This is a genomic window from Stenotrophomonas acidaminiphila, from assembly GCF_001431595.1.
GTDB lineage: Bacteria > Pseudomonadota > Gammaproteobacteria > Xanthomonadales > Xanthomonadaceae > Stenotrophomonas > Stenotrophomonas acidaminiphila.
Map to the genome: position 1 here is coordinate 166,633 of NZ_LDJO01000014.1, position 23,654 is coordinate 190,286.

Here is a 23,654-nt window from a genome sequence, read left to right on the forward strand (position 1 = left end):
CGGCCAATGTGTGGCGGCGGCGCATCCCGGCCGGCGGCGGCGCCGCCGGCGTGGTCGCGGTGCCCGGCAGGCTGCGCTGCCATGTGCTTACTGCGCGGTCCAGGCGCCATCCATCGGCAGCGCCGCGCCGGTGAGGTTGTGCGCTTCGCGGCGGCACAGCCACACCACCATCGCGGCGATGTCCTCGGGCAGCGACATGCGCAGGCTTGGCTGCTTCTCCTCGAGCAGGGCGCGCACGCCGTCGTCGCGGCTGCCGCCGTTGCGGTGTGCCTGGATCTGCGGCTCGATCAGGGGGGTCTCCACCCAGCCCGGGCATACGCAGTTGACCGTGACCCCGCCGCTGTCGCGGCTGCCGGCCGCGGCGTACTCCAGCGCGGCCACCTTGCTCAGGCCGACGATGCCGAACTTGCTGGCCACGTAGGGCGCCTTGTTCTTCGACGCCACCAGCCCGTGCACCGAGGCGATGTTGACCACCCGGCCATAGCCGCGCGCGGCCATGCCCGGCAGCGCCTGCTGCATGGTGTGGAAGGCGGCGCTGAGGTTGATGGCGATGATGTCGTCCCACTTGCCCGCCGGCTGCTCGGCCAGCGGCGCGGCATGCTGGATGCCGGCGCAGTTGACCAGCACGTCGAGCGCGCCCCAGTCCTGCACCGCGGCCATCATCGCCTCGATCTCGGCCGGGTTGCGCAGGTCCGCGCCGAAGTGGCGCGACTGCCCGCCGGCCGCGGAGACGCTGGCCAGCGCGGCATCGATCTGCCCGGCCGTGCCCAGGCCGTTGATCGCCACGCGCGCGCCGGCGGCGGACAGGGCCTGGGCGATGGCCAGGCCGATGCCCGACGTGCTGCCGGTGACCAGCGCGGTGCGGCCCTGCAGGAAGCGGTCCATGGGAACTCCGTGAAACAGTGGGGAAGGCTGCAGAACGTAGCAGCCGGAACGTAAGCGCCGCGTGGTACGAAAGTACGATGGGCCGGGCGGAGCGCTCTGCTAGTGTGGGGACATGACTACTTCCCTCCTGCGCGCCGCCTGCGGCCTCATCGTCGGATTCGGCCTGGCGTCGTGCGCCAGCGGCCCTGCGTCCAAGTCCGTGGAGTCTTCCATGTTCAGCAACGAACTGCGCAGCGAGCATCGCGGCAACGACGACCTGTTGACCGCCGGACTGGGCCTGGCCGGGCTGCGCAGCCTGGCGCCGCCGGCGTTCGCCGATGCCAGCGCGCCCACCGTGGAGGAACTGCGCCGGCGCGCGCTGTGGGGCAGTTGGCGCGGCATCGCCGATCTAGCCCCGGGCGGTGGCTATGGCGACCTGTTCGGTGACCTGGCCCCGGTGCCGGGGCGCGAGTATTCGGCCTATGCGCGCCTGCCCGGCGCCCACCAGCCGCACCGGGTGCTGGCGCAGGTGCCCGATGGTTTCGACACCAGCCGGCGCTGCGTGCTGGTGGCACCGGCGTCCGGTTCGCGCGGCATCTACGGCGCGGTGTCGGTGGCGGCGGCCTGGGGCCTGCCGCGCGGCTGCGCGGTGGTCTACACCGACAAGGGCGCCGGCAGCGACTATTTCGACCTGGATGCGCAGATGGGCGTGCGTGCCAACGGCATGGTCGGCGCGCTCGGCGAGGCCGCCGACCTGGCCTTCGTTCCGGATGCGCCGGTCAATGCGTCCGGCGTGGCGTTCAAGCACGCCCATTCGCGGGACAACCCGGAAGCGGACTGGGGCCGCCACGTGAAGCAGGCCGCCGAGTTCGCGCTGTTGGCGCTGGACCAGGCGCTCCCGCAGGCAGCGCCCTTCACTTTCGCCAATACCCGCGTGATCGCGGTGGGCATCTCCAACGGCGGCGGCGCGGTGCTGCGCGCGGCGGAGATGGAGGGCGACTGGCTGGACGCGGTGGTAGCCGGCGAACCGAGCGTGCTGTCCAGTGGTGCCGGTTCGCGCGCGCTGTACGACTACGCCACCGAGGCGGCACTGCTGATGCCGTGCGCGCAGCTGCACATGGCCGACCTGCCGCAACCGCCGCTGACCGCCGCGCTGCAGGCCGGTGCGGCCGTGCGCTGCGCCACGCTGGCGGCCGAAGGCGTCATCGCCGGTGCCACCCCGGCGGCGCAGGCGCGGTCGGCCTACGAACTGATGCTGGACAAAGGCTGGACCGACGCCGCGCTGCGTGCCGGCGCGTTGTCCACCGGCTTCGACCTGTGGCGCGCGGTCGCCGCCGGTTATGCCTCGGCCTATGGCCGCTATGGCGTGGGCCAGCATCCGTGCGGCTTCAGCTTCGCCGCGCAGAACCCGGATTTCTCGCCGCGTGCGGCCACCGCCGCCGAACGCGCGGCGTGGATCGCCGATGGCAGCGGCATCCCGCCGGGGGCCGGGGTCGGCCTGCTCGACAGCAAGATGCAGCTGCCGGACCTGACCTACCCTGGACTGAAGTGCCTGCGTGGCCTGTGGGACGGGCAGGGCGAGGATGCCCGCCGCGTGCAGGCCGGCATCGAGGCCACCCGTGCCGGGCTGCCGCGCAGCGGCCTGCCGGTGATGGTGGTGCACGGCACCGACGACGGCCTGATCCCGCCGGCGTTCAGCAGTGCCCCCTACGTGGCCGCGGCCAAGGCCGCCGGGCGCGAGGTGAACTACTGGCAAGTGCGCCATGTGCAGCACTTCGACGGCTTCCTCGGGTTGCCCGACTACGGCGCGCGCTACCTGCCGCTGCTGCCCTACGTTCATGCCGCGCTGGACCGCGTGCAGGCGCGCCTGGACAAGGGCACGCCGTTGCCGGCCGACGCGGTGATCCAGACCACGCCGCGCATGGGCAAGCCGCTGTCCGCGGAGAACCTGGCATTGCCGAAGTAAGCGGCGCGCACACAATCCGGGCCGTGGCCGCGCCGCGGCCATGGCGGGCGGCGTGGCATCATGCGCTGATGGATATCCTGACGACACCTTCCCGGGTGATCCCGGCCGCCGACTACCACCGCGAACGGTGGCGCAACGGCCTGGGCTGGACCCGCGAAATCCTGCGTCTGCCGGAACAGGGGCAGTGGCAGCTGCGCCTGTCCATCGCCGAGATCGAGCGCGACGCGGCGTTCTCGGCGTTCGCCGGCATCGAACGCGAACTGGTGCTGCTGGAGGGCGAGGGCCTGCGCCTGCGCTTCGCCGATGGCCGCTGCGAAACCCTGTTGCCGCCCTACCAGCGGCTGCGCTTTGCCGGCGAGGATGAACTGACCGGCGAACTGGTCGATGGCCCGAGCCGCGATTTCAACCTGATGTGGCGCCGTGACGACCTGCACGCCGAACTGCTGCACCGGCCGCTGGTCGGCAGCATGCTGTTCTTCTGCGAACCGCAGGCGGCGTGGGCGATCCACCTGCTGGCCGGGCAGGCGGCATTCGAGGACCCGATGCTGCCGCCGCTGGAGGCCGGCGATACCGCCTGGCTGGGTGCGGGCGAGCGCCGGCGCCACGCGCTGCACGGCGGTGGCGAGCTGCTGGCGATACGGGTGACGCCGGCCGCGGACGTCGCCTGAGGCGCTGGCGGCGCGACCGGGAGCGATGATGGGCGGAACCACGCGCAAGGACGTCGATGCCTTCATCGATGCGCTCGATCACCCGCTGCTGCCGCTGATACGCGCGCTGCGCACGCTGCTGCTGGCGCTGGACCCGGCGATCAGCGACGAGATCAAGTGGAACGCGCCGAGCTTCCGCACCACCGGGCACTTCGCCACGATGCAGCTGCGCAGGCCCGACGCGGTGCGCCTGGTCCTGCACCTTGGGGCCAGGCCACGCAGCCTGCCGGCGGCGGCCATCGCCGATCCCGACGGCCTGCTCACCTGGCTCGGTCCGGACCGTGCGTTGCTTGAATTCCGCACCGTCGCCGAACTGGACAGCCGCCGCGCCGCGGTGACGGCGCTGCTCCGGCAATGGATGGCGCAGCTGGCGTGAAGCAGGGTGCGCGCCTGCCGCCGCCAGCCCGGTGCCGTCAGTACACGTCGCGGCGGTAGCGCCGCTGCATCACCAGTTGTTCCTTGCACTGGCTTCCCAGCGCCTGCGCGATAACCGCGTCCACCGCCGGTGCCATGCCCTGCAGGCTGCCGCAGACCAGCACGGTGGCGCCATCGTCGACCCAGCGCCGCAACCGCGCCGCCTGCGCGGCCAGTGCGTCCTGCACGTAGCGGTAGGGGCCGCCATCACGGCTGAACACGGCATCCAGGTGTTCGATCCAGCCATCGCGGTGCCACTGTTCCAGCTCTTCGCCGAAGTGGAAATCGTGCGCGTGGTTGCGTTCTCCGAACAGCAGCCAGTTGCGCCGCGCGCCGGCGTCGATGCGTGCGCGCAGGTGCGCGCGCAGGCCGGCGATGCCGGTGCCGTTGCCGATCAGCACCAGCGGCGCGTCGCCGGCCGGCGGGTGGAAGTTGGGGTTGGAGCGCAGGCGCAGGTCGATGCGCGCGCCGATGGCGGCGTGGTCGCACAGCCAGCCACTGGCCAGGCCCGGGGTGCCGTCCGGATGCGACTGCCGTCGCAGCAGCAGCCGCAGGTGGTTTTCCGATGGCAGCGAGGCGATGGAGTATTCCCGGTGCGGCAATGGCTGCAGCGCCGCCGCGATCGCCTCGGGTGCGTTGCCGTCGAGCGTGTCGGGCAGCCGGGCGGTGGCCAGCCGTTCGCGCAGCAGGCGGCCATCGGCCAGCGTCGCCTGCGTGTCCAGTGCATGCGCGCGCATCCATTGTTCGACCGTGGCCGGCGCATGCCGCGGACCGATCTCGGCGATATCGCCGGCCTGCCAGGCGGGCAGCTCGCCGTCGGCCAGTTGCAGGCACAGCTGGAACACCGGGCCGCCGACGCTGCCGGGATTGGAGCGGGTGCGCGCCTGCAGCACCCAGGGCTGGTAGTCGGGCGTGCTCCAGTCGGCCTGGACGCTGCCGTCGCCGAACTGGGCGAGCAACTGCTGCCAGTGGCGCAGCGCGGCCGGATCGGCGTTGTCCACTTCCACCGTATCGAACAACGGCTGCGCGCCCTGCCGGCGCAGCCAGTCGTCGAGGCGGTGGCCGAACGCGCAGTAGTCCGCGTAGCTGCGGTCGCCCAGGGCCAGCACCGCGTATTGCAGCTCCGGCAGTGCCGGTGCCTGCCGCATCACCTGGCCGAGGAAGGCCAGGGCGTGGTCGGGCGGGTCGCCTTCGCCGGTGGTACTGGCGATGAACAGCGCCTTGCGGGTGCCGGCCAGCAGCGCCGCATCGACCTGATCGAGCGCCCGCAGGTGCACCCGGCAACCGCCATCGCGCAGGCTCTGCGCGGTATGCCCGGCCAATTGCCGGGCGAAGCCGGTCTGGCTGGCCCAGACCACCAGCAGCGGGGGGGGGCCGGCCTCGCCGGTATCGTCCTGGCGCGGGCGTGCCCGCCACCACAGCGCCGCGCACCACGCCGCATAGCCGAGCACCGCGGCCAGCGCGATCCAGCGCCGCGCCGGCAGCGGCGTGGGCTGCCAGCCGTCTTCACCCAGGTGCAGGCGCAGCAGCAGCCAGGCGATGGCCAGCAGCGCGGCGATGACCGCGGCATTGCCGGCGATGACGCGCATGGAGCCCGTGCGGTTCATGCGTTGCCCGCATCCAGCTGTTGCCGGAAGCCGCGCGACAGCGTTTCCACGTGGCCTTCGGTACCGCGCTGGAGGAAGCGCGCAGCCAGGCCATGGGCATCGGCGAAAGCGCATCCCTGGTCGGCGCCCATCACCGTCAATGCGGTGGCCCAGGCGTCGGCCAGCATCGCCTCGCGGTGCAGCACGGTGACCGCGGCGGCGGCGCGCGCCACCGGCGCATGCCGGCGCGGGTCGAGGGTGTGGCTGTAGCTCACCCCGTCGTGTTCATAGCGGTGCCAGCGGTCGCCGGAGGTGGCCACGGCCAGGTCGTCGAGTGCCAGCACGCGCGGCGGCTGCCCGCTGCCGGCATCCTCGTCCGGTGCCGATTCGACCAGTACCCGCCACGGCTGGCCGTCCGGCTTGCGGCCACGGCCATGCAGTTCGCCGCCGACCTCGACCAGCGCCGCTTCGATGCCCTGGCTGTGCAGCCAGCGGCTGACCGCGTCCACGCCGTAGCCCTTGGCGATCGCCGACAGGTCCAGTTGCAGGCCGCCGGGCTGCAGCAGCGCCTGCGCCTGCGCGTCCAGCTGCAGCCGCTGCCAGCCGCAATGCGCGGCGACGCGGGCGACCTGCGCGGCATCGGGCGGGTCGCGGTGCCGCGCGTCGGCACCGAAACCCCACAGTGCCACCAGGGGGCCGACGGTAGGGTCGAAGGCACCGCCGCTGCGCTCGGCCACGGCATGCGCGGCCAGCAGTACGCGCCAGAAGTCGTCCGGCAGCGCCTGCCAGTGGCCACTGGCCGCACGGTTGTAGCGGCTGATGTCCGAGCCGGGCTCCCAGGTGCTCATCTGCGCGACCACGCGGTCGAGCTGCGCCTGGATGCCGGCATGCAGCGGATGCAGGTCGCGGTCGCGCGGCACCACCAGCTTGACGCTCCAGGTGGTGCCCATGGTGTGGCCGCCGAGTGCGGCGATGTCCGATGACATGGCGTCGGGGAGGGATGCGGGGGAGCAGGGCAGGTCGGAGGCGGCCGCCGTTGTCGCGGCGGCCGGCGGGAACGGGAGGAGCGGCGCGGGCGGCTCCTCCCGGCGTGCCAGCGCCTTACTGCGGCAGCACTTCCAGCGTGGCGACGTAGCTCAGCCGGCGCTGCCTGGCCTGCGGCGTGCTGGTCTTGCCGTCGCTGGTCGAGGTCTCCAGCCAGTACATGCCCGGCTCCGGCCAGGTCACCTTGAAGCTGCCGTCGGCGCCGGTGGTCACCTTGATCTCGTCCTGCGCGTTGCGGTAGCGGGTGGCGCCACGCACGATTTCCACTTCCAGCCCACTGGCGGGCTGGCCGTCGACCATCAGCTTGAACGTGGCTTCCTCGCCGGCGAACAGGTCGTTGGGATGGGTGACCGGCACCAGTTCCAGGCCCTTGCCGGTGGCCGCGACGGTGCTCGGCTTGCCCTTGGTGACGAAGGTCTCCACCCGGCCGATGCCTTCGGTGACCTGCAGGTTCTGCGCGTTCTTCGGGATCTTGGTGGCCAGGTCCTCGGCCGTGGCGTTGCGCAGGAAGCTGCCACGGGCGCCGCCCATGCCGCCGGCCGCCGGCTTGTCCCTGGCCGCGGCCAGGCTCTCCGGGGTGTCCCAGCGTGCGGACAGGCCACGGTTGAGGTTGGCGATGCGGTAGGTGCCTTCCTGCGCCAGCGGCACGTCGAACACGCTGCGGTACTTGCCGGTGGCCGGATTCTGCGGCGGCAGCGTGCTGCCGTCGGGCGCGGCGATGCTGACGTTGTCCAGGCGCATCGCCACGTGGTCGGGGTAATAGAGCTGGTTGGACACCGCGGCGTCGACCGTCACCCAGGCATCGTTGCCGGCGACGACGGTGGCCGAGGGCAGCAGCCACTGCTTGTGGGCCAGGGCGGAGAACGGGAGCGAGGCGGCGATCAGCGCGGCGAGCAGGGTGGTGCGTTTCATGCGGGTTTCTCCTTGTCCGGAACGTCAGGGCTTGGTGGCGAGGGTGACCAGGCCGAGCTCGCTCTGGCCCCGGGCGCTGCCGTTGCCGGCCTTGCCCTTCCACTCGAATGGAATCTTCAGCAGCTCGCGGCCACCGACTTCGCGCACGGCTTCCACCACCAGGGTGTACTGGCCGGCAGGCAGGGCGCGCAGCTGCGGCTGGCTGTCACTGAAGCCCAGCGCGTGCTTGCCGGCCGGCCGGGTCGGGCCGGTCACGCCGTCCACCGGCACCTGCAGGGTGCGGCCGCTCTTGCGCCACCACTGGCGCAGGTCGGGCAGCCACTTGGTGCCATGGCCTTCGGCGTTGGACGTCTGCTGGTACCACACCGACAGGTTGGCCACGGACTTCTGCCCGCCATCCTCGATCCACACCGCCACGTAGGGACGGTGGTACTCGGCCACGTTGAGCCTGGGGATCTCGACGTTGATGTCCAGGCTTGCAGCGTAGGCCGCCGGGGTGGCGGCGAGCAGCCCGCTCAGGGCGATGGTGAGGGTGACGCGCATGGTGCGACTCCGTAGGGGAAGCGTGTGTCAGTGGATGAGGAGCAGGGCGATCAGCAGCGGGACCAGCAGGCCCAGCCCGACCAGCGGCCAGGTCATGCGCCGTTGCCGCGCATGCAGGTGCAGCAGGAACAGGCCGGTGATGCAAAACACCAGGCAGGCCACCGCGAACAGGTCGATGAACCAGCCCCAGCCGGCACCGGCGTTGCGGCCCTTGTGCAGGTCGTTGAAGTACGACACCCAGCCGCGGCGGGTCCGTTCGAACTCCACCGCGCCGGTCTCGCGGTCGATGCTCAGCCAGGCGTCGCTGCCGGGGCCGGGCAGCGACAGGTAGACCTCCTGCGGCGACCATTCGGCCGTGCGCCCGCCGATGGCCAGGTCCAGTTCGCGCGCCAGCCAGTCGGCGACCCGCGCCGGCAGCGGCGCATTGCCGTCTTCCTGCGTGGCCAACACCTGCAGCAGCGGCGGCGGCAGTTCCAGCTGGCGGTTGCTGACCTGGGGCGTGCCCTCGATCTTCGCGGCATGGTTGAGGGTGATGCCGGTGGCCGCGAACAGCAGCATGCCGATCAGGCAGACCGCCGAGCTGATCCAGTGCCACTGGTGCAGCGTGCGCAGCCAGAAGCCGCGGCTGGCCTGGTGCTGGACGAGATCGGCGGGGGAGCGTTCGGTGGACACGTGTGTGGTGCGGTGCAAAGAGATGGAATTAGAACATTGATGAGAATGATTCGCAATTTGTATCACTCTGTGTCCCGGCCCGGCGGGTGGAGCAGGCGCCACCCGCCAGGGCGGATCAGAAGCGCACGTTCAGGCTCATCCAGATGCTGCGCGCCTTGTCCTTGTTGTTGTAGTCGTCCTCGAACAGCACCTCGTTGGTCACGTCGCCGTAGATGCCGTTGCCGTTGAGGTCGTTGAACGAGGTCTGGTACGTGGTGAAGTCGCGGTCGAGCAGGTTGTTGATGCGCGCGTTGATGGTCAGCCAGCCGGTGGCCTCGTACGACGCCCCCAGGTGCAGCACCGTGTAGTCCTTGTAGTACAGCTCCTTGCCGGTGACGGCGCTGACGCCGCGGTAGCGCCTGGAGCGTGCCTCGGCTGTCAGGAACAGGCTCAGGCGGTCGCTGGCCTGCCAGTCGAACGTGGCATTGGCCATGTGCCGGGCGCTGTTGCCCAGCGGCAGCCCCTTCTCCGCGCCGCTCTTCTGCTCGCTGTCGGTGAAGGTGTAGTTGGCGCGCAGGCCGAAGGCGTCGCTGATCGCCCAGCGCCCGGCCAGCTCGGCCCCCTGGATCACGACTTCGTCGATGTTGACCGTGCGGCTGCTGCTCGAATAGCCCAGCTCGGCGTACTCGCCGCTGCTGCTGCAGCTTAGGGCCAGGCCGGCGCCGCACGGCTGGCTGTCGATCTTGTCGTCGAAGCGGTTGTGGAACAGCGTGGCGTTGAAGTTGTGGCCCTGCGGGTGCTGCCAGTACACCGCCAGCTCGGTGCTGGTGCTGGTTTCCGGCTTCAGGTCCGGGTTGCCGAAGAACGGCAGCGTGCCCTGGCCGCCGAAGCCGATGACGCCGTCATACAGGTCGGTGGTCCTGGGCGTCTTGAAGCCGGTGCTGACGCCGCCCTTGATCGTCCACTGCTCGTTCAGGGCATAGACGCCGTACAGGCGCGGGCTCAGGTGGTCGCCGAACACCTTGTGGTCGTCGTAGCGCAGGCCCGCGGTGAGGGTCAGCGGCGCGCTCACCTTCCAGTTGTCCTCGACGAACAGCGAGTACATGTCGTGTTCCTGCTTCAGCCCGGGCGTGCCCTTCTCGGTGCCGAACACGCCGTCGGTCAGTTCGCCGCGGATGACCTGCGTGCCGGCCACCAGGGTGTGCTCGCCGGCGGCCTGGAACGGAATGTCGAGCTTGGCGTCCAGGGTGTACTGCGCGCTCTCCAGGGTGCGCTTGGGGCGCGGCAGGAAGGTGGACTCGGCCAGGGCGCGGCGCTCGGCCAGGCCCATGCCGGCGTAAGCGCCGGTACCGTCGATCATCGCCAGCAGGCGTTCGCGCTCGGCCACGGTGAACGGCAGGGTGCGGCCATCGTTGTTGGTGGCCACCCGCGCCAGCGAGACGAAACTGTTGCCGATATCCCACTGGCCTTCGTGGGTCAGCGCCCAGGCATCGCGGGTGAATGCCTGCGACGCGCTGTAGCCGACCCGCGGGTCGGCGCGGCGCGCCCAGGTGCCGCCGTTGGCGCGGCAGGCGGCGGCGTTGGCGCCGGTCGCGCCGCTGCAGTAGTTGGATGCGCGCCAGATACTGTTGATGTTGTCGACGGTACCGACGGGATACTCCTCCACGCCGCTGTCGTTGATCTTGATCTTGTTGTCGTAGGTTTGCCGCGAGGTGTCGTAGTCCAGCGACAGGGTCTGGTTGTCGGACGGCATCCAGGCCAGGGTGATGCCACCGGCCTTGTTGGTGTTGTCCACGGTCTTGCCGCCGCTGCCGAAGCCCAGCGGGCGGGTGTGCAGGCCGCCGGCCGGATCGGTGGCCGGCGCGTAGGTCGGGTTGGAGGCCTTGCGCTCGTACCAGCTGCCGCGTGCGCTCAGGTTGAGCACCCCGGGCAGCAGCGGCCCGGTGACGAAGAAGTCCACGGTGCTGTCGTCGCCGAACTCGTCGTCGGTCTCGACGGTGCGGGCGATGCTGGCCGAGCCGTGCCAGCTGTCGAGGGTGCGCCGGGTGATGATGTTGATCACCCCGCCCATGGCGTCGGCGCCATACAGCGTGGACATCGGCCCGCGGATCACTTCGATGCGCTCGATCGCGTCCAGCGGCGGGATGTGGTTGAACTGGTTGCCGCCGAAGTTGTTCGGGTAGATGTCGCCGTGGTTGTTCTGGCGGCGGCCGTTGACCAGGATCAGCGTGTAGTCCGCGCCCATGCCGCGCATGGAGATGGTGCCCTGGCCGGTCTTGTCGCGGGTTTCGCCCACATCCACGCCTTCCAGGTCACGCACCGCGTCCAGCAGGGTCATGTACGGACGCCTGGACAGCTCCTCGTGGGTGATCACCGAGATGCTGGCCGGTGCGGCGGTGATCTTCTGCTCGAAGCCGGACGCGGTGACCACCACGGTGTCCAGCGTGGACGGCTGCGGGGCGGGGGCGCCGGAGGCATGGGCCAGCGCCGGCAGTGCGGCGAGCAGGGCGAGGGCGAGGGAAGTGCGCGCGGCGGGCGCGCGGAAGCGATGGCGCAGAGCCATGGGAAGACCTCGGGAACGGAACGGGAAAAGGGGCACGGCGGGCCGCTGGCGCGCGGGCGCGCGGGCGCCACGGCAGCAATGGATGGGGCGGCGGAACAGGCGCGGCGTGGCCGCGCGGCGACGGCTCAGCGCGGAGGGGGCGCCTGGCTGCGCTGCGACCGCCAGTGGGTGGGCAGGGCGGTCGGCGGTACGGGCAAGGCGCCCGGCCGGAGAGGCTGGAGGTACGCGGCCATGTCCACGGTACGGGCCACCGGGCGCGGGGGCGCAGCGCGCAGGCAGGCCGCGCGCGGCACCTGCAGCGTGGTCACGCGGCGCAGTTTGGCGGGTGTTTCCTGCTCCGCCGATCCGCCCGCGGGCGCTTCTTCGCCCGCGCCTGCCGCCGCTGCCACCGCCAGGCGCGCGGCCGCTGCCGGCTGGGTGCCGGCAGGCCCCAGCAGCAGGCACAGTGCCATCAGCACCCACAGCGGTGCACGCAGGCCGTTGCGCAGGTGCGCAAGGGCGGGCAGGCAGCGGTGTTGGAGCAGGTGGTGCATCGAATCCCCGGTTGGCGCGCGTGCCGCCGGGTCAACCGGGCGGCGTCGTCATGCAATTGTAGTTGGGATTTGTTATCTGATGCAAATAAGAACTTCTTTCATTTGAAGCCGGGTTGACGCGGATCAACCCGGCCACCGCGCCGTCGTGTCAGACCTCGGCCCATTGCCGCAGCAGGTTGTGGTACACGCCGGTCAGCTGCAGTACCGCGCCGGCATCGGCGTTGCCCTGGCGCAGGGTTTCGATGGACGTATCCATCTCGAACAGCAGCCGTCGCCGCGCATCGTCGCGGACCATGCTCTGCACCCAGAAGAACGACGCCAGCCGCGCACCACGGGTGACCGGCGTCACCTGGTGCAGGCTGCTGGAGGGATACAGCACCAGGTCGCCCGCCGGCAGCTTCACCGCGTGCTCGCCATAGGTGTCGCTGATGACCAGTTCGCCGCCTTCGTACTCGTCCGGCGGGTTGAGGAACAGGGTGCACGACACGTCCGAGCGCAGCTGTTCGCCGTGGGACAGGTTCATCACCGCGCCGTCGACGTGGAAGCCGTAGGTGCCGCCGCCGGTGTAGCGGTTGAAACGGGGCGGCAGGTACTTCAGCGGCAGGGCGGCGCTGAAGAACAGCGGGTGCCTGGCCAGTGCCAGCAGGATGGTTTCGCCCAGTTCGCGCCGCAGCGGCGAATCCTCCGGCAACTGCTCGTTGCGCTTGGCCTGCGCACCGAGGTGGCCCACCGTCTGGCGGCCATCGGTCCATTGCGCGGCGTCGAGACTGGCGCGGAATCCGGCGACCTGCGCCGGTGTCAACACGTTGGGGATATGCAGCAGCATGGGGGTTCCTCAGTCTGCGGGGTGTTCGACCAGCGCGCGTACCCGCGGGTGCGGCGATGCGGCCAGTTGCGGGACGATGTGCGCCATGAACGCGGGGCTGCCGTGCGCGAGCGCGAGCCGCAGCCAGTGCAGGGCTTCGTCGATGCGGCCCTGCTGCAGCACGATGGAGGCGTAGTTGGCCTGTCCGCGGAAGTCGCCGGCTTCGGCCGCGCGCCGGTACCACGCCAGCGCCGCCTGCGGGTCGCGCGCGGTCTCCAGCCCGTCTTCCAGGTGGCGCGCCAGCAGGTTCATCGATTTGGCGTGGCCCAGGTGGGCGGCACGGGTGTAGAGCGCGAGCGCCTGGCGCCGATCCTGGGCCACGCCGCGGCCGGTGGCGAGCAGGTTGGCGTGGTTGTACATGCCCCAGTCCAGCCCGGCGTCGGCCGCGCGGCGGTACCACACGGCGGCCAGCGCCAGGTCGATGGCGGTGCCCTGGCCCAGCTCGTGGCAGCGCCCCAGCATGTTCATCGCCACCGCGTCGCCGTTGTTGGCCGCGGTGGCGTACCACAGCAGCGCGGCCTCGGCGTCGCGCGCGGTCCCCTTGCCGTCCATGTACATCTGCGCCAGCAGCAGCTGCGCGCCGACCTGTCCGTGCAGGGCGGCATCGCGGACTTCGGCGAAGGCCGCCTGTGGATCGGAACGCAGGCGCGCGGCCAGCACGTCGGCATCGAGCGGGGGGCGGGAGGGCGTGGACATCGCGGGCCTGGGTCGAGCCTGGCAGTGGCGTGGGGAACGATGCGCCGGAGACGGCGGCGGGAAACCGGCCACCGTCCCGGCGCGCGGGCATCAGAACCTGACGTTGAGCGCCAGCGTGGCCGAACGCCCCGGCGCGATGCTCGCGTAATGCGAGGCATAGGCCTTGGTGAAGTAGATCTTGTCGGTCAGGTTCTGCAGGTTGAGCTGCAGGCTGATGTTGTCCTGGATCGCGTAGCTGGCCATCGCGTCCCAGCGCGTATAGGCCGGGATCCACTTGCTGTTGGCCGCATCGCCGTACTGCTTGTCGACATAGCTGGCGCCGCCGCCGATGGTCAGGCCGAACGGGAACGCATAGGTGGTCCACAGCGTGGCGGCATGCCTGGGCGTGTTCGGGAAGACGTTGCCGTTGTTCGGCGAGACGATCCACACGCCCGGGGCCGGGCAGCCGGTGCGGCTGGGGACCGAGCAGACGTAGCCGTTGTCCTTCAGTTCCGAATCCATCCAGGTGTAGCCGCCGGCGACGCTCCAGCGGTCGCTGATCTGGCCGTTGACGCCGATCTCCACGCCGTTGATCGCCTTGCTGCCGGCGTTCTGGGTGCTGCCGTTGTCGAGCACGACGCGGGCATTGTTCATCTCGGTATGGAACAGCGCTGCCGTCAGGTTCAGGCGGTTGCCGAACAGGTCCCACTTGGTGCCCAGTTCGTAGTTCTTCGTCTCCTGCGGCTTCAGGTTCTGGATCGCGGCACTGATCGAATCGTTGCCCTCACCGCTGTCCATGCCCGGCGGGGTGGACGAGGTGCCATAGGAGAGATAGATGCTGCCGTTGGCCGTCGGCTTGAACACCACGCCGGCCTGGTAGTTGAGGAAGGCCTCGCTGTTGCCCAGCACGGTCGGCGCCTTGCCGGCGACCGGGGTGACCTGCTCGGTGTCGTAGTCGTCCCAGCGCAGGCCGAGGTTGAGCAGCCAGCGCGGGCTCAGTTCGATGGTGTCGAACGCGTACACCGAGGTGGTGCGGGTGGTCTGGCGGATGTCCAGCGCCTTGTCGCTGCGGGTGACCGGGTGGCTGGCGGCCCACGGGTCGTTCGGGTCGGGGGCGTAGAAATCGGTGCAGTTCCAGCCGGTCGCCGCGCCGGTGGTCGGGCAGGACTGGGTGCCGTCGATGGCGTTGTTGGTGCCGCCGCCGCCGATCAGGTAGCGGCCCTTGCTGCTCTTCTCCTCGCTGTACTCGACCCCGGCGCTGTAGCTGTGCGCCAGCGCGCCGGTGCGGAACGCGCCGGTCAGGCTCAGCTGGTCGGCGAAGGTGCGGGTGTCGATGGCGCGGTCGTTGGTGCGGCGCCACAGGGTGCCGTACTTGTTGGGGTTGTTCTTGCTGTCGTCCGGCTGGGTCCACAGGTAGTCGTTGCTGGTGTTGCCCAGGCGCGCGATGTTGCGCAGCTTGTGGCCGCCCAGGTCGTAGCTGGCATCGATGGTGCTGATGTCGGCGCGGGTACGCTGGAAGTCGCGGTCCTTCAGCCCGTAGTAGTTGTTGCGGTCGGGCACCAGCGGCCGGCCGGTGGTGGTGCCGGTGGCCGGGTCGGCATACGGGAAGCCGCCGGCGTCGGGCAGGTCGTCGGTTTCCAGGTGGTAATGGCTGGCGATCACCTGCAGCGGACCGTTCAGGCCGAACGCGACCGACGGGGCGATGCCCCAGCGGCTGACATTGGCGGCGTCGCGGCCGGGGATGTCGGCGGCGTGCCTGAGCAGGTTCAGGCGCGCGGCAATGCCATCGCCCAGCACGTAGTTGGCGTCCACGGTACCGCGGGCGTAGCGGTCGCTGCCCACGCCCATGCTGACGCTGGTCTCGTTCTTCAGCTTCGGGGTCTTGCTGACCAGGTTGATGCTGCCGCCGCCGGAGTCGCGGCCGCCATAGGCCGAGCTTGGCCCCTTGACCACTTCCAGCTGCTCCAGGTCGAACACCTCGCGGGTCTGCGTGCCGACATCGCGCAGGCCGTCCACGAACATGTTGCTCTGGCCGTCGAAGCCGCGCAGGAACGGGCGGTCGCCGGTGGAGTTGCCGCCCTCGCCGGCGCCGAAGGTGATGCCGGGAACCATGCGCAGTGCGTCCACCAGGTTGGTGGCGCCGATTTCCTGGAGGGTCTTCTCGGTGACGACCGCCACCGACTTGGGGGTGTCCAGCAGCTCGGCGGTGAACTTGGGCGAGGACGGTGCGAACCAGCTGCCGCGGACCTGGACCTTGTCCAGGTCGGTGGCCTGTACGGCGCCGGCATCCGCGTCCGCGGCCTGGGCGGTCAGCGGGGAAAAGCCGGCGGCCAGGGTGGCCGTGGCCAGCACGGTGGCGCGCGGCGCGTACTTGCGGGTCTTGATGTGGTTCATGGATGACGATGTCCGGGGAAAAGTGAAGACGAAAGCGGCAGCGCAGGCGCCGGCAGTGCGGACGCCCGGGAAGCGGATCAGCGAAGCGGGGGTTGGCCGGCGGGCGCCCATGGCCCGTGGCCGGCGTCCGCGCGGGACTCAGCCGTGGCGGCTGGCAGGTGGCGCATGCGCCGGTGGCGACCGGTACGTCCGTGCGCCGGGCGTCGCGGGAACGCTGGCCGGCAGCCGCGGCGAGGCCAGCCGGGGGCATGCCGGGCTGGCCAGTGCGCACCCCATGCCTGCGCCGGGCGTGCGGTGCCGGGCGCTTCGGCGTCGGCCTCGGCCATCGCAGGCACGTGCATCGCCTGCCCTCCCGGGGCCATCGGCTGGCCGGCGGACGTGGCAACGGGGACATCAGCGATGGGGCGTGCGCTGGCGTGGGTCGCGGGAGCCAGTGCCGCCACCAGCAAGGTGGCGAGGAAAAAACCGGCAAGCAGCCACAGGCGCCAGTACCGCCGGACCGGGACGGTCGGCAGGCAGGGCGGGGCTCCGTTGCAGGAGCTCCGCGGGTAGGCGCGGGCGGCATGCATAACGGTAAATTAAACGATAATGATTCGCATGTCCACAATCATGCGAGGCGCCCCCGGCCCAGGGCGCCATTGCCCGGCTCAGTCGCGGTCGTCGCGGGCCCAGATGCCGCCGTTTTCGCGCTTGACCGGGAACTTGGGCACCGCGGTGTAGGCCGGGGCGCACAGCGCACGGCCGTCGCGGACGTCGAAACGGGCGCCGTGCAGAACGCACTCGATGCTGCCCTCGACCGGATCGATGCTGCCGGAGGACAGTTCGAACTCCTCGTGGGTGCACTGGTCTTCCAGCGCGTACAGCTCGCCGTCCAGGTTGAACACGACGATCGGGGCGCCGGTGACGTCGTCGAACGCGGTCTTCATCTCGCCCGGCAGCAGTTCCCCGCTGGCGCAGACGTAGGTCCAGGCCGCGCTCATGCCGCGCCCTCCAGCGGCTTCTCCAGTACCTCGAAGCGCAGGTCGTCGCGCTTGGGCAGGCCGAAGCGCGCGTCGCCGTAGGGGAACGGCTTCTTGATCCCGGTGCGGGCATAGCCGCGGCGCTCGTAGAAGGCGATCAGCTCCTCGCGGCAGTCGATCACCGTCATCTGCATGCTCGGCAGCCGCCAGTGCCCGGCCACGTGGCGCTCGGCCTGCAGCATGACCTGCTTGCCGACCCCGCCGCCCTGCGCGGTGGGGCTGACCGCGAACATGCCGAAGTAGCCATGGCCGTCCTCGTCGGCGACGTGGCAGCAGGCCAGCAGCCGGCCGCCCTGCTCGGCCAGCAGGATCGCGCTCCGCGGCCGCTGGATGTCGGCGAGGATGCCTTCGGCATCCACCCGCTGGCCGTCCAGGAGGTCGGCTTCGGTGGTCCAGCCCACGCGCGAGGCGTCGCCACGGTAGGCGGAGGTGACCAGTTCGATCAGGGCCGGAACGTCGTCCGGGGTGGCGGTGCGGAAGGTGAGGGCGTCCATGCCCGCATTGTAGGACGCGGCCACGCCCCGCTCCATGCAATGCTCAGCCCAGCAGGGCGCGTACCTTCTTCAGCGCGGCCATGAACGCCTCGATCTCCGCATGCGTGTTGTAGAACGCCAGCGAGGCGCGGCAGGTCGCGGCCACCCCGTAGTACTGCAGCAGCGGGTGCGCGCAGTGCTGGCCCGAGCGCACCGCCACGCCCTGCAGGTCGAGCAGGGTGGCCAGGTCGTGCGCATGCGCGCCTTCGACCAGGAAGGAGACCACGGCCGCCTTGTGCGGGGCGGTGCCGAAGATGCGCACGCCTTCCACGCGCTGCAGCTCCTCGGTGAAGTGCGCCAGCAGTTCCTGCTCGCGGGCGGCGATATGGCCGCGGCCGAGGCCGTCCAGGTAGTCGACCGCCACGCCGAGGCCGACGAAGCCGGCGATGTTGGGCGTGCCGGCCTCGAACTTCTGCGGGGCGTCGTTGAACACCGTGCCCTCGAAGCTGACTTCCTTGATCATCTCGCCACCGCCCAGGAACGGCGGCATGTCCTGCAGCAGTTCGCGGCGCGCCCACAGTGCGCCGGTGCCGGTGGGCCCGCACATCTTGTGGCCGGTGACGGCGTAGAAGTCGCAGCCGATGGCGGCCACGTCCAGCTCCAGGTGCGGCGCGGCCTGGGAACCGTCGATGACGGTGACGATGCCGCGCCGGCGCGCTTCGCGGCAGATCTCGCGGACCGGGTTGACCGTGCCCAGCACGTTGGAGACGTGGGTCAGCGCCAGCAGCTTCACGTCCGGCGTCATCGCCGCGTGCAGCGCATCCATGTCCAGGCTGCCGTCCGCGGTGATCTCGGCCACGCGGATGCGGGCGCCGGTGCGCTCGGCGACCAGCTGCCAGGGCACGATGTTGGCGTGGTGCTCCATGCGCGAGACCAGGATCACGTCGCCGGCCTTCAGCCGCGGCAGCGCCCACGAGTAGGCCACCAGGTTGATGGCGAAGGTGGTGCCGCTGCACAGCACCAGTTCGTTGGCGCGCACGTTGAGGAAGCGCGCCAGCTTGGTGCGCGCGCCTTCGTAGGCATCGGTGGCCTCGGTCCCCAGCGCGTGCACCGCGCGGCTGACGTTGGCGTTGTAGCGGCGATAGAACTCGTCCACCGCGCCGATCACCGGCACCGGCTTCTGCGCGGTGTTGGCGTTGTCGAAATACACCAGCGGCTTGCCGTTGACCTCGCGCATCAGCAGCGGGAAATCGGCGCGCACGCGCTCCCAGTCGGGGGCGCTGCCGGTGGCGGGAATCGGGCGCGGGGAGGAAAGGTTCATGCCATGCCTGCCTGTTGCAGCGCCTGGCCCAGGTGGTGGACCAGCTTCTCGGTGAGGATGTCGTCCACGGCCGCCAGCGGCTCGTGGCAGAACGCGGTGCTGAGCATGGCGCGCGCCTGTTCGGCCGGCACCCCGCGCGAGCGCAGGTAGAACAGCGCGTTGGCATCGAGCTGGCCGACGGTGGCGCCGTGCGCGGCCTTGACCTCGTCGGCGTCGATCACCAGCGTCGGCTGGGTGTCGATCTCGGCGTCGGCGGACAGCAGCAGGTTCTTGTTGGACAGGTTGGCGTCGGTGCCGTCGGCGCCTTCGCGGATGTGGATGCCACCGTGGAACACGACCCGGCTGCGGTTGGCGGCCACGCCCCGCCACAGCAGTTCGGCGCGGGTGTCGCGGGCGATGTGCTCGATGCCCAGGCGGGTGTCGATGTGGCGGCGGCCGGTGCCCAGCAGCACGCCGTTGGCGACCAGCCGGGCGTTGTCGCCTTCCAGGCGCACGTTGAGTTCGTGGCGGCTCAGCGCGGCGCCCAGTTCCAGGTCGATGCGGCGGTACTCCGCATCGCGCGCCAGCACCGCGTCGGTGCGCAGCAGCGAGGTGGCGCGCGCGCTGTCGGCCTGCGCGCGGGCGTGCGCGAGCCGGGCGTCCTGCGCCAGGTGGACGTGCACCAGGGTGTTGTCCAGGTGCGCGCTGTCGCCGGCCTGCAGGTGGTGCTCGACCAGGTTCAGCGAAGCGCCGCGGCGCAGCTCGAACAGGTGACGGTGGTGCCAGGCGATGTCGTTCGCGTCCCTGGCCCCGGCGGTGGCATCGGCGTGCGTGGGGCCCAGCGGCGCGCTGATGAAGACCAGGTGCAACGGCGTCGCCGCGGCGATGCCTTCGGCCACCTGCACCAGCACGCCCTCGTCGGCAAGCGCGGCGTTGAGCTGGGCGAAGACCTCCTCGGCGCGGTCGAAGCGGCGGCCGAGGAAACCGGCGGCCAGCGGCTCGTCGCGGCGCACGGACGACAGCGTGCGAACCTGCACGCCGGCGTCCAGCCCGGACAGGTCGCTGTGGGCGTCGCTCGGGCGGCCGTTGACGAAGACCAGCCGCGGCGCCGGGATGGCGGCCAGCAACGCGTCATCGACGCTCGGCGCCTGCAGCGGCGCGGCACCGAAGCTGCGGCGTTCGAGCTGGCGCAGCGAGGTGTACTTCCAGGCTTCGCTGCGCGCGGCGGGCAACCCGCTGCGCAGCGCGGCATCGAGCGTGGCGCGACGCTCGTCGTTGCCGCAGAACGCGGCGGCCAGCGATTGCAGGAGCGGGCTCATTACTTGGCCGCCTCGCGCACCACGCGGTCCTTGAGGAAGTCGTAGCCGTGCGCTTCCAGCTCCAGCGCCAGCTCCGGGCCGCCGCTCTTGACGATGCGACCGTCGGCCAGCACGTGCACCACGTCCGGCTTGATGTAGTCGAGCAGGCGCTGGTAGTGGGTGATGACCAGGAACGAGCGTTCCGGCGAGCGCAGCGCGTTGACGCCGTCGGCCACGCTCTTGAGCGCGTCGATGTCCAGCCCCGAGTCGGTCTCGTCGAGGATCGCCAGCTTCGGTTCGAGCACCGCCAGCTGGAAGATCTCGTTGCGCTTCTTCTCGCCGCCGGAGAAGCCCTCGTTGACGCCGCGGTGCAGCAGCTCGTCCTTCAGGTGCAGCACGGCCAGCTTCTGCCGCACCAGCTTGAGGAACTGCATGGAGTCCAGTTCCGGCTCGCCGCGGGTCTTGCGCTGGGCGTTGAGCGCGGCGCGCAGGAAATAGGTGTTGTTCACGCCCGGGATCTCCACCGGGTACTGGAACGCCAGGAACAGGCCGGCGGCGGCGCGCGCTTCCGGCTCCAGCTCCAGCAGATCGTTGCCTTCGAAGCGCACGCTGCCGTCGGTCACCTCGTAGCCGTCGCGGCCGGACAGCACATTGCCCAGGGTCGACTTGCCGGCGCCGTTGGGGCCCATGATGGCGTGGACTTCACCGGGCTTCACGTCCAGCGACAGGCCCTTGAGGATTTCCTTGTCGCCGATGCTTGCGTGGAGGTTTTCGATCTTCAGCATGAGGGTGCGGTCTTCAAATTTGAATGTGGGGCGGGGCGATCAGAGCTCGCCTTCGGCGCGATCAAGGAAGGTGGCGCGCAGCCAGTGGGTGCGCTGCCGGGTGAGCTCGGCCTTGTTGGCCGAATACAGCATCGGGTACATCGAGCCGTACAGGACACGTGGGTTCTCGTCCTTGCCCACCGGGTAGCGTGCCTGGATGTCGGCGTCGCGCAGCTGGATCCACAGGCGCTGGGCGTTGCGCAGCTTGTCGATGGCCACCGGCTGGCCCTGCAGCTTCTGCATCACCTGCCGGTACACGGCGTTGAGCTCGGCATCGCTGGCGTCGGCTTCAAGCGCGGCGCATTCGTTGATGTCCAGCTGGGTGCGGGCATCGTCGCAGGCCTTGCCCGGCGAGGTGGCCGAGGCAGCCACCGGCAGCAATGCCAGCAGGAGCAAGGGCAGGAGCAGGGGCAGGCGGATCATCCGACCGAGCCTTCCAGCGACACTTCCAGCAGCTTCTTGGCTTCCACCGCGAACTCCATCGGCAGCTCCTTGAACACCTGCTTGCAGAAGCCGTCGACGATCATCGACACCGCGTTCTCCTGGTCGATGCCGCGCGCGCGGCAGTAGAACAGCTGGTCGTCGGAGATCTTGGAGGTGGTGGCCTCGTGCTCGACGGTCGCGGCGGGGTTCTTCACCTCGATGTAGGGGAAGGTGTGGGCGCCGCACTTCTTGCCGATCAGCAGCGAATCGCACTGGGTGTAGTTGCGCGCGCCCTCGGCCCCGGCGGCGACCTTGACCAGGCCGCGGTAGGTGTTCTGGCCGTGGCCGGCGCTGATGCCCTTGGAGACGATCTTGCTCTTGGTGCGCTTGCCGACGTGGATCATCTTGGTGCCGGTGTCGGCCTGCTGGCGGTGGTGGGTCAGCGCCACCGAGTGGAACTCGCCCACCGAGTCGTCGCCCAGCAGCACGCACGACGGGTACTTCCAGGTGATCGCCGAGCCGGTCTCCACCTGGGTCCAGGTGACCTTGGAGCGGGCGCCGCGGCATTCGGCGCGCTTGGTGACGAAGTTGTAGATGCCGCCCACGCCGTTCTCGTCGCCCGGGTACCAGTTCTGCACGGTGGAGTACTTGATCTCGGCGTCTTCCAGCGCCACCAGCTCCACCACCGCGGCGTGCAGCTGGTTCTCGTCGCGCATCGGCGCGGTGCAGCCTTCCAGGTAGGAGACGTGGCCCTTGTCCTCGCAGATGATCAGCGTGCGCTCGAACTGGCCGGTGTTGTTGGCATTGATGCGGAAGTAGGTGCTCAGCTCCATCGGGCAGCGCACGCCCTTGGGCACGAACACGAAGCTGCCGTCTGAGAACACCGCCGAGTTGAGCGCGGCGAAATAGTTGTCGCCCACCGGCACCACCGAGCCCAGGTACTGGCGGACCAGCCCGGGATACTCGCGGATGGCCTCGGAGATCGAGCAGAAGATCACGCCCTTGTCGGCCAGTTCCTTGCGGAACGTGGTGCCGACCGAGACCGAGTCGAACACCGCGTCGACCGCCACGCCGGCCAGCTTGGCGCGCTCGTGCAGCGGCACGCCGAGCTTGTCGTAGGTGTCCAGCAGCTCCTTGGGCACTTCGTCCAGCGACTTGTACTTGGGCCCCTTGGGCGCGGAGTAATAGCTCAGCGCCTGCAGGTCGATCGGGCCGATCTGCAGCTTGGCCCAGTCCGGCTGGCGCATGGTCAGGAAGTGGCGGTAGGCGTCCAGGCGCCACTGCGTCATCCACTCCGGCTCGTCCTTCTTGGCCGACAGGGCGCGGATGATGTCCTCGTCCAGGCCCGGCGGGAACGACTCGGATTCGATCTCGGTGACGAAGCCGGCCTCGTACTTGCGGCCCAGCTGTTCGTGGATCTCGCGGTTTGGGGTGTCGGCGCTGCCGACGCTTTCGGTGGTCTCGGTGGCCATGAGGCTGCCTACGGAATTCAGGAAACGATGCTGACGTCGATGCGCCGACGGTCAGCAAGTGGGAGGGGGTGCAGCATCTGCGCCAGCGTCACCCCGCGCAGGGCGTCGGCGACCACGTCGTTGATCAGCCGCCAGTTCGAGCGCACGCCGCACTGGCCGGCGATGCCGCACTGGCTCTCGCCCTGGCTGCACTCGGTGATCGCCAGCGGGCCTTCCATCGCCTCGACGATCTCGATCAGGCTGATCTCGGTGGCCGGACGGGTCAGGCGGTAGCCGCCGCGCACGCCGCGCAGGCCCTCGACCAGCCCGGCCTGCGCCAGTGGCTTGAGCAGCTTGCTGACCGTGGGCGGCTCGAGCCCGGCGGCCTCGGCCAGCTCGGTCGCGCTGAGCACCTCGTCCGGCCGCGTGGCGAGCACGGTCATGACGACGCTGGCGTAGTCGGTGAGCTTGGTGACGCGGAGCATGGGAAGGCGGGGGGAATCAATGTGGACCGAAATTGTACGCTTTTGTGGGCGGAGCCTCAAATCCGCTTCCCGGCGATGCGTTGATGCAGGTCAAGCCGGTGGCATCCGGCGCCCGGGCTTGGGAAGCCTGCGCGACTGCGCGAGAATCCCCCTTCCCATCGTTTCCCGGCCATGTACATGCCCAAGAAGATCCAGGCGCGCAAATCCACCATCCACGGCAATGGCGTGTTCGCGCTGGCGGCCATCGCCAAGGGCGAGCGCATCATCGAGTACAAGGGGCTGCGCCGGACCCACGCCGAGGTGGACGCCGACGATGCGGGCGATGTGGAAAGCGGCCATACCTTCCTGTTCACGCTCAACGACGATTACGTCATCGATGCCAGCTACAAGGGCAATGACGCGCGCTGGATCAACCACAGCTGCGACCCCAACTGCGAGGCGCTGATCGAAGAGGCCGAGGGCGACGACCGTACCGCGGACAAGGTGTTCATCGAGGCGATCCGCGCGATCCGCCCGGGCGAGGAGCTGACCTACAACTACGGCATCACCCTGGCCGAGCGCCACACCCCGCGCCTGAAGAAAATCTGGGAGTGCCGCTGCGGTTCGCCCAAGTGCACCGGCACCATGCTGCAGCCCAAGCGCTGAGGCTGGCGCGCGGGTCGTT

At 70.2% G+C, this 23,654-nt stretch carries 23 protein-coding genes; 4 read left to right on the plus strand and 19 right to left on the minus strand.

Annotated elements, in window-relative coordinates; all coding sequences use genetic code 11:
- Window positions 1–87: 87 nt before the first annotated feature.
- A complete protein-coding gene (locus ABB33_RS04205; RefSeq protein ID WP_056931265.1) occupies window positions 88–885 on the minus strand; it encodes a 3-hydroxybutyrate dehydrogenase in 798 nt (265 codons plus the stop codon).
- 112 nt (window positions 886–997) lie between these two features.
- Between ABB33_RS04205 and ABB33_RS04210 the strand changes: the two genes are divergently transcribed.
- From ABB33_RS04210 to ABB33_RS04220, 3 genes are all read left to right on the plus strand, one after another.
- A complete protein-coding gene (locus ABB33_RS04210) occupies window positions 998–2,830 on the plus strand; it encodes a 3-hydroxybutyrate oligomer hydrolase family protein (RefSeq protein ID WP_082594982.1) in 1,833 nt (610 codons plus the stop codon).
- Between the two features lie 68 nt (window positions 2,831–2,898).
- Window positions 2,899–3,498, plus strand: a complete 600-nt coding sequence (locus ABB33_RS04215; protein ID WP_056931266.1) for a HutD/Ves family protein — start codon at window positions 2,899–2,901, stop codon at window positions 3,496–3,498.
- A gap of 28 nt (window positions 3,499–3,526) precedes the next feature.
- Complete coding sequence (locus ABB33_RS04220) at window positions 3,527–3,913, plus strand: DUF1801 domain-containing protein (protein WP_161809403.1); 387 nt, start codon at window positions 3,527–3,529, stop codon at window positions 3,911–3,913.
- A gap of 37 nt (window positions 3,914–3,950) precedes the next feature.
- Here the strand turns inward: ABB33_RS04220 and ABB33_RS04225 are convergent, their stop codons facing one another.
- The 18 genes from ABB33_RS04225 to ABB33_RS04310 form a co-directional block, all read right to left on the minus strand.
- Window positions 3,951–5,558, minus strand: a complete 1,608-nt coding sequence (locus ABB33_RS04225; protein WP_056931268.1) for a sulfite reductase subunit alpha — start codon at window positions 5,556–5,558, stop codon at window positions 3,951–3,953.
- Complete coding sequence (locus ABB33_RS04230) at window positions 5,555–6,523, minus strand: FAD:protein FMN transferase (protein ID WP_152984956.1); 969 nt, start codon at window positions 6,521–6,523, stop codon at window positions 5,555–5,557. Before ABB33_RS04230 ends, ABB33_RS04225 begins: the two co-directional genes overlap by 4 nt.
- Before the next feature lie 115 nt (window positions 6,524–6,638).
- Entirely contained in the window at window positions 6,639–7,493 is an 855-nt protein-coding gene (locus tag ABB33_RS04235) for a DUF4198 domain-containing protein (protein WP_056931270.1), read from the minus strand.
- 24 nt (window positions 7,494–7,517) lie between these two features.
- Window positions 7,518–8,036, minus strand: coding sequence for a DUF2271 domain-containing protein (locus ABB33_RS04240; protein ID WP_054667181.1), 519 nt, complete (start codon window positions 8,034–8,036; stop codon window positions 7,518–7,520).
- 27 nt (window positions 8,037–8,063) lie between these two features.
- On the minus strand, window positions 8,064–8,708 hold the full coding sequence (locus ABB33_RS04245) for a PepSY-associated TM helix domain-containing protein (RefSeq protein WP_056931346.1): 645 nt from the start codon (window positions 8,706–8,708) through the stop codon (window positions 8,064–8,066).
- Window positions 8,709–8,823: 115 nt separating this feature from the next.
- A complete protein-coding gene (locus ABB33_RS04250; protein ID WP_056931271.1) occupies window positions 8,824–11,250 on the minus strand; it encodes a TonB-dependent receptor domain-containing protein in 2,427 nt (808 codons plus the stop codon).
- A gap of 125 nt (window positions 11,251–11,375) precedes the next feature.
- A complete protein-coding gene (locus ABB33_RS04255; protein ID WP_056931272.1) occupies window positions 11,376–11,783 on the minus strand; it encodes a hypothetical protein in 408 nt (135 codons plus the stop codon).
- Window positions 11,784–11,931: 148 nt separating this feature from the next.
- Entirely contained in the window at window positions 11,932–12,609 is a 678-nt protein-coding gene (locus ABB33_RS04260; RefSeq protein WP_054667175.1) for a Fe2+-dependent dioxygenase, read from the minus strand.
- 9 nt (window positions 12,610–12,618) lie between these two features.
- Window positions 12,619–13,344, minus strand: coding sequence for a tetratricopeptide repeat protein (locus ABB33_RS04265; protein WP_056931273.1), 726 nt, complete (start codon window positions 13,342–13,344; stop codon window positions 12,619–12,621).
- Between the two features lie 90 nt (window positions 13,345–13,434).
- Window positions 13,435–15,717 (minus strand): TonB-dependent receptor, encoded by a 2,283-nt coding sequence (locus ABB33_RS04270; protein ID WP_056931274.1) that lies wholly within the window; start codon window positions 15,715–15,717, stop codon window positions 13,435–13,437.
- 647 nt (window positions 15,718–16,364) lie between these two features.
- Window positions 16,365–16,697 carry a non-heme iron oxygenase ferredoxin subunit gene (locus tag ABB33_RS04275; protein WP_056931275.1) on the minus strand — a complete coding sequence of 111 codons (333 nt, stop codon included), beginning with the start codon at window positions 16,695–16,697 and terminating at the stop codon, window positions 16,365–16,367.
- The gene (locus ABB33_RS04280) at window positions 16,694–17,230 is read right to left on the minus strand and encodes a GNAT family N-acetyltransferase (protein ID WP_054668747.1); all 537 of its coding nucleotides are present in this window, start codon (window positions 17,228–17,230) and stop codon (window positions 16,694–16,696) included. Before ABB33_RS04280 ends, ABB33_RS04275 begins: the two co-directional genes overlap by 4 nt.
- A 43-nt stretch (window positions 17,231–17,273) precedes the next feature.
- Window positions 17,274–18,530 (minus strand): cysteine desulfurase, encoded by a 1,257-nt coding sequence (locus tag ABB33_RS04285; RefSeq protein WP_054667169.1) that lies wholly within the window; start codon window positions 18,528–18,530, stop codon window positions 17,274–17,276.
- Window positions 18,527–19,828, minus strand: coding sequence for a Fe-S cluster assembly protein SufD (gene sufD / locus ABB33_RS04290; protein WP_056931276.1), 1,302 nt, complete (start codon window positions 19,826–19,828; stop codon window positions 18,527–18,529). Before sufD ends, ABB33_RS04285 begins: the two co-directional genes overlap by 4 nt.
- Window positions 19,828–20,589: a Fe-S cluster assembly ATPase SufC gene (sufC, locus tag ABB33_RS04295; protein WP_425507368.1), complete on the minus strand. Its 762-nt coding sequence runs from the start codon at window positions 20,587–20,589 to the stop codon at window positions 19,828–19,830. Before sufC ends, sufD begins: the two co-directional genes overlap by 1 nt.
- Before the next feature lie 42 nt (window positions 20,590–20,631).
- A complete protein-coding gene (locus ABB33_RS04300; protein ID WP_056931277.1) occupies window positions 20,632–21,054 on the minus strand; it encodes a lysozyme inhibitor LprI family protein in 423 nt (140 codons plus the stop codon).
- The gene (sufB, locus tag ABB33_RS04305; protein ID WP_056931278.1) at window positions 21,051–22,526 is read right to left on the minus strand and encodes a Fe-S cluster assembly protein SufB; all 1,476 of its coding nucleotides are present in this window, start codon (window positions 22,524–22,526) and stop codon (window positions 21,051–21,053) included. Before sufB ends, ABB33_RS04300 begins: the two co-directional genes overlap by 4 nt.
- A 17-nt stretch (window positions 22,527–22,543) precedes the next feature.
- Window positions 22,544–22,990 carry an SUF system Fe-S cluster assembly regulator gene (locus ABB33_RS04310; RefSeq protein WP_054667161.1) on the minus strand — a complete coding sequence of 149 codons (447 nt, stop codon included), beginning with the start codon at window positions 22,988–22,990 and terminating at the stop codon, window positions 22,544–22,546.
- A 177-nt stretch (window positions 22,991–23,167) separates the two neighbouring features.
- Here ABB33_RS04310 and ABB33_RS04315 point away from each other — a divergent pair, with 177 nt between their 5' ends.
- Complete coding sequence (locus tag ABB33_RS04315; protein ID WP_054668746.1) at window positions 23,168–23,635, plus strand: SET domain-containing protein; 468 nt, start codon at window positions 23,168–23,170, stop codon at window positions 23,633–23,635.
- Window positions 23,636–23,654: the final 19 nt, after the last annotated feature.

Coding starts and splice junctions, on each gene's coding strand:
- ABB33_RS04205 (WP_056931265.1), bottom strand. CDS start 885: ATGGACCGCTTCCTGCAGGGCCGCACCGCGCTGGTCACCGGCAGCACG.
- ABB33_RS04210 (WP_082594982.1), top strand. CDS start 998: ATGACTACTTCCCTCCTGCGCGCCGCCTGCGGCCTCATCGTCGGATTC.
- ABB33_RS04215 (WP_056931266.1), top strand. CDS start 2,899: ATGGATATCCTGACGACACCTTCCCGGGTGATCCCGGCCGCCGACTAC.
- ABB33_RS04220 (WP_161809403.1), top strand. CDS start 3,527: ATGGGCGGAACCACGCGCAAGGACGTCGATGCCTTCATCGATGCGCTC.
- ABB33_RS04225 (WP_056931268.1), bottom strand. CDS start 5,558: ATGAACCGCACGGGCTCCATGCGCGTCATCGCCGGCAATGCCGCGGTC.
- ABB33_RS04230 (WP_152984956.1), bottom strand. CDS start 6,523: ATGTCATCGGACATCGCCGCACTCGGCGGCCACACCATGGGCACCACC.
- ABB33_RS04235 (WP_056931270.1), bottom strand. CDS start 7,493: ATGAAACGCACCACCCTGCTCGCCGCGCTGATCGCCGCCTCGCTCCCG.
- ABB33_RS04240 (WP_054667181.1), bottom strand. CDS start 8,036: ATGCGCGTCACCCTCACCATCGCCCTGAGCGGGCTGCTCGCCGCCACC.
- ABB33_RS04250 (WP_056931271.1), bottom strand. CDS start 11,250: ATGGCTCTGCGCCATCGCTTCCGCGCGCCCGCCGCGCGCACTTCCCTC.
- ABB33_RS04255 (WP_056931272.1), bottom strand. CDS start 11,783: ATGCACCACCTGCTCCAACACCGCTGCCTGCCCGCCCTTGCGCACCTG.
- ABB33_RS04260 (WP_054667175.1), bottom strand. CDS start 12,609: ATGCTGCTGCATATCCCCAACGTGTTGACACCGGCGCAGGTCGCCGGA.
- ABB33_RS04265 (WP_056931273.1), bottom strand. CDS start 13,344: ATGTCCACGCCCTCCCGCCCCCCGCTCGATGCCGACGTGCTGGCCGCG.
- ABB33_RS04270 (WP_056931274.1), bottom strand. CDS start 15,717: ATGAACCACATCAAGACCCGCAAGTACGCGCCGCGCGCCACCGTGCTG.
- ABB33_RS04275 (WP_056931275.1), bottom strand. CDS start 16,697: ATGAGCGCGGCCTGGACCTACGTCTGCGCCAGCGGGGAACTGCTGCCG.
- ABB33_RS04280 (WP_054668747.1), bottom strand. CDS start 17,230: ATGGACGCCCTCACCTTCCGCACCGCCACCCCGGACGACGTTCCGGCC.
- ABB33_RS04285 (WP_054667169.1), bottom strand. CDS start 18,530: ATGAACCTTTCCTCCCCGCGCCCGATTCCCGCCACCGGCAGCGCCCCC.
- sufD (WP_056931276.1), bottom strand. CDS start 19,828: ATGAGCCCGCTCCTGCAATCGCTGGCCGCCGCGTTCTGCGGCAACGAC.
- ABB33_RS04300 (WP_056931277.1), bottom strand. CDS start 21,054: ATGATCCGCCTGCCCCTGCTCCTGCCCTTGCTCCTGCTGGCATTGCTG.
- sufB (WP_056931278.1), bottom strand. CDS start 22,526: ATGGCCACCGAGACCACCGAAAGCGTCGGCAGCGCCGACACCCCAAAC.
- ABB33_RS04310 (WP_054667161.1), bottom strand. CDS start 22,990: ATGCTCCGCGTCACCAAGCTCACCGACTACGCCAGCGTCGTCATGACC.
- ABB33_RS04315 (WP_054668746.1), top strand. CDS start 23,168: ATGCCCAAGAAGATCCAGGCGCGCAAATCCACCATCCACGGCAATGGC.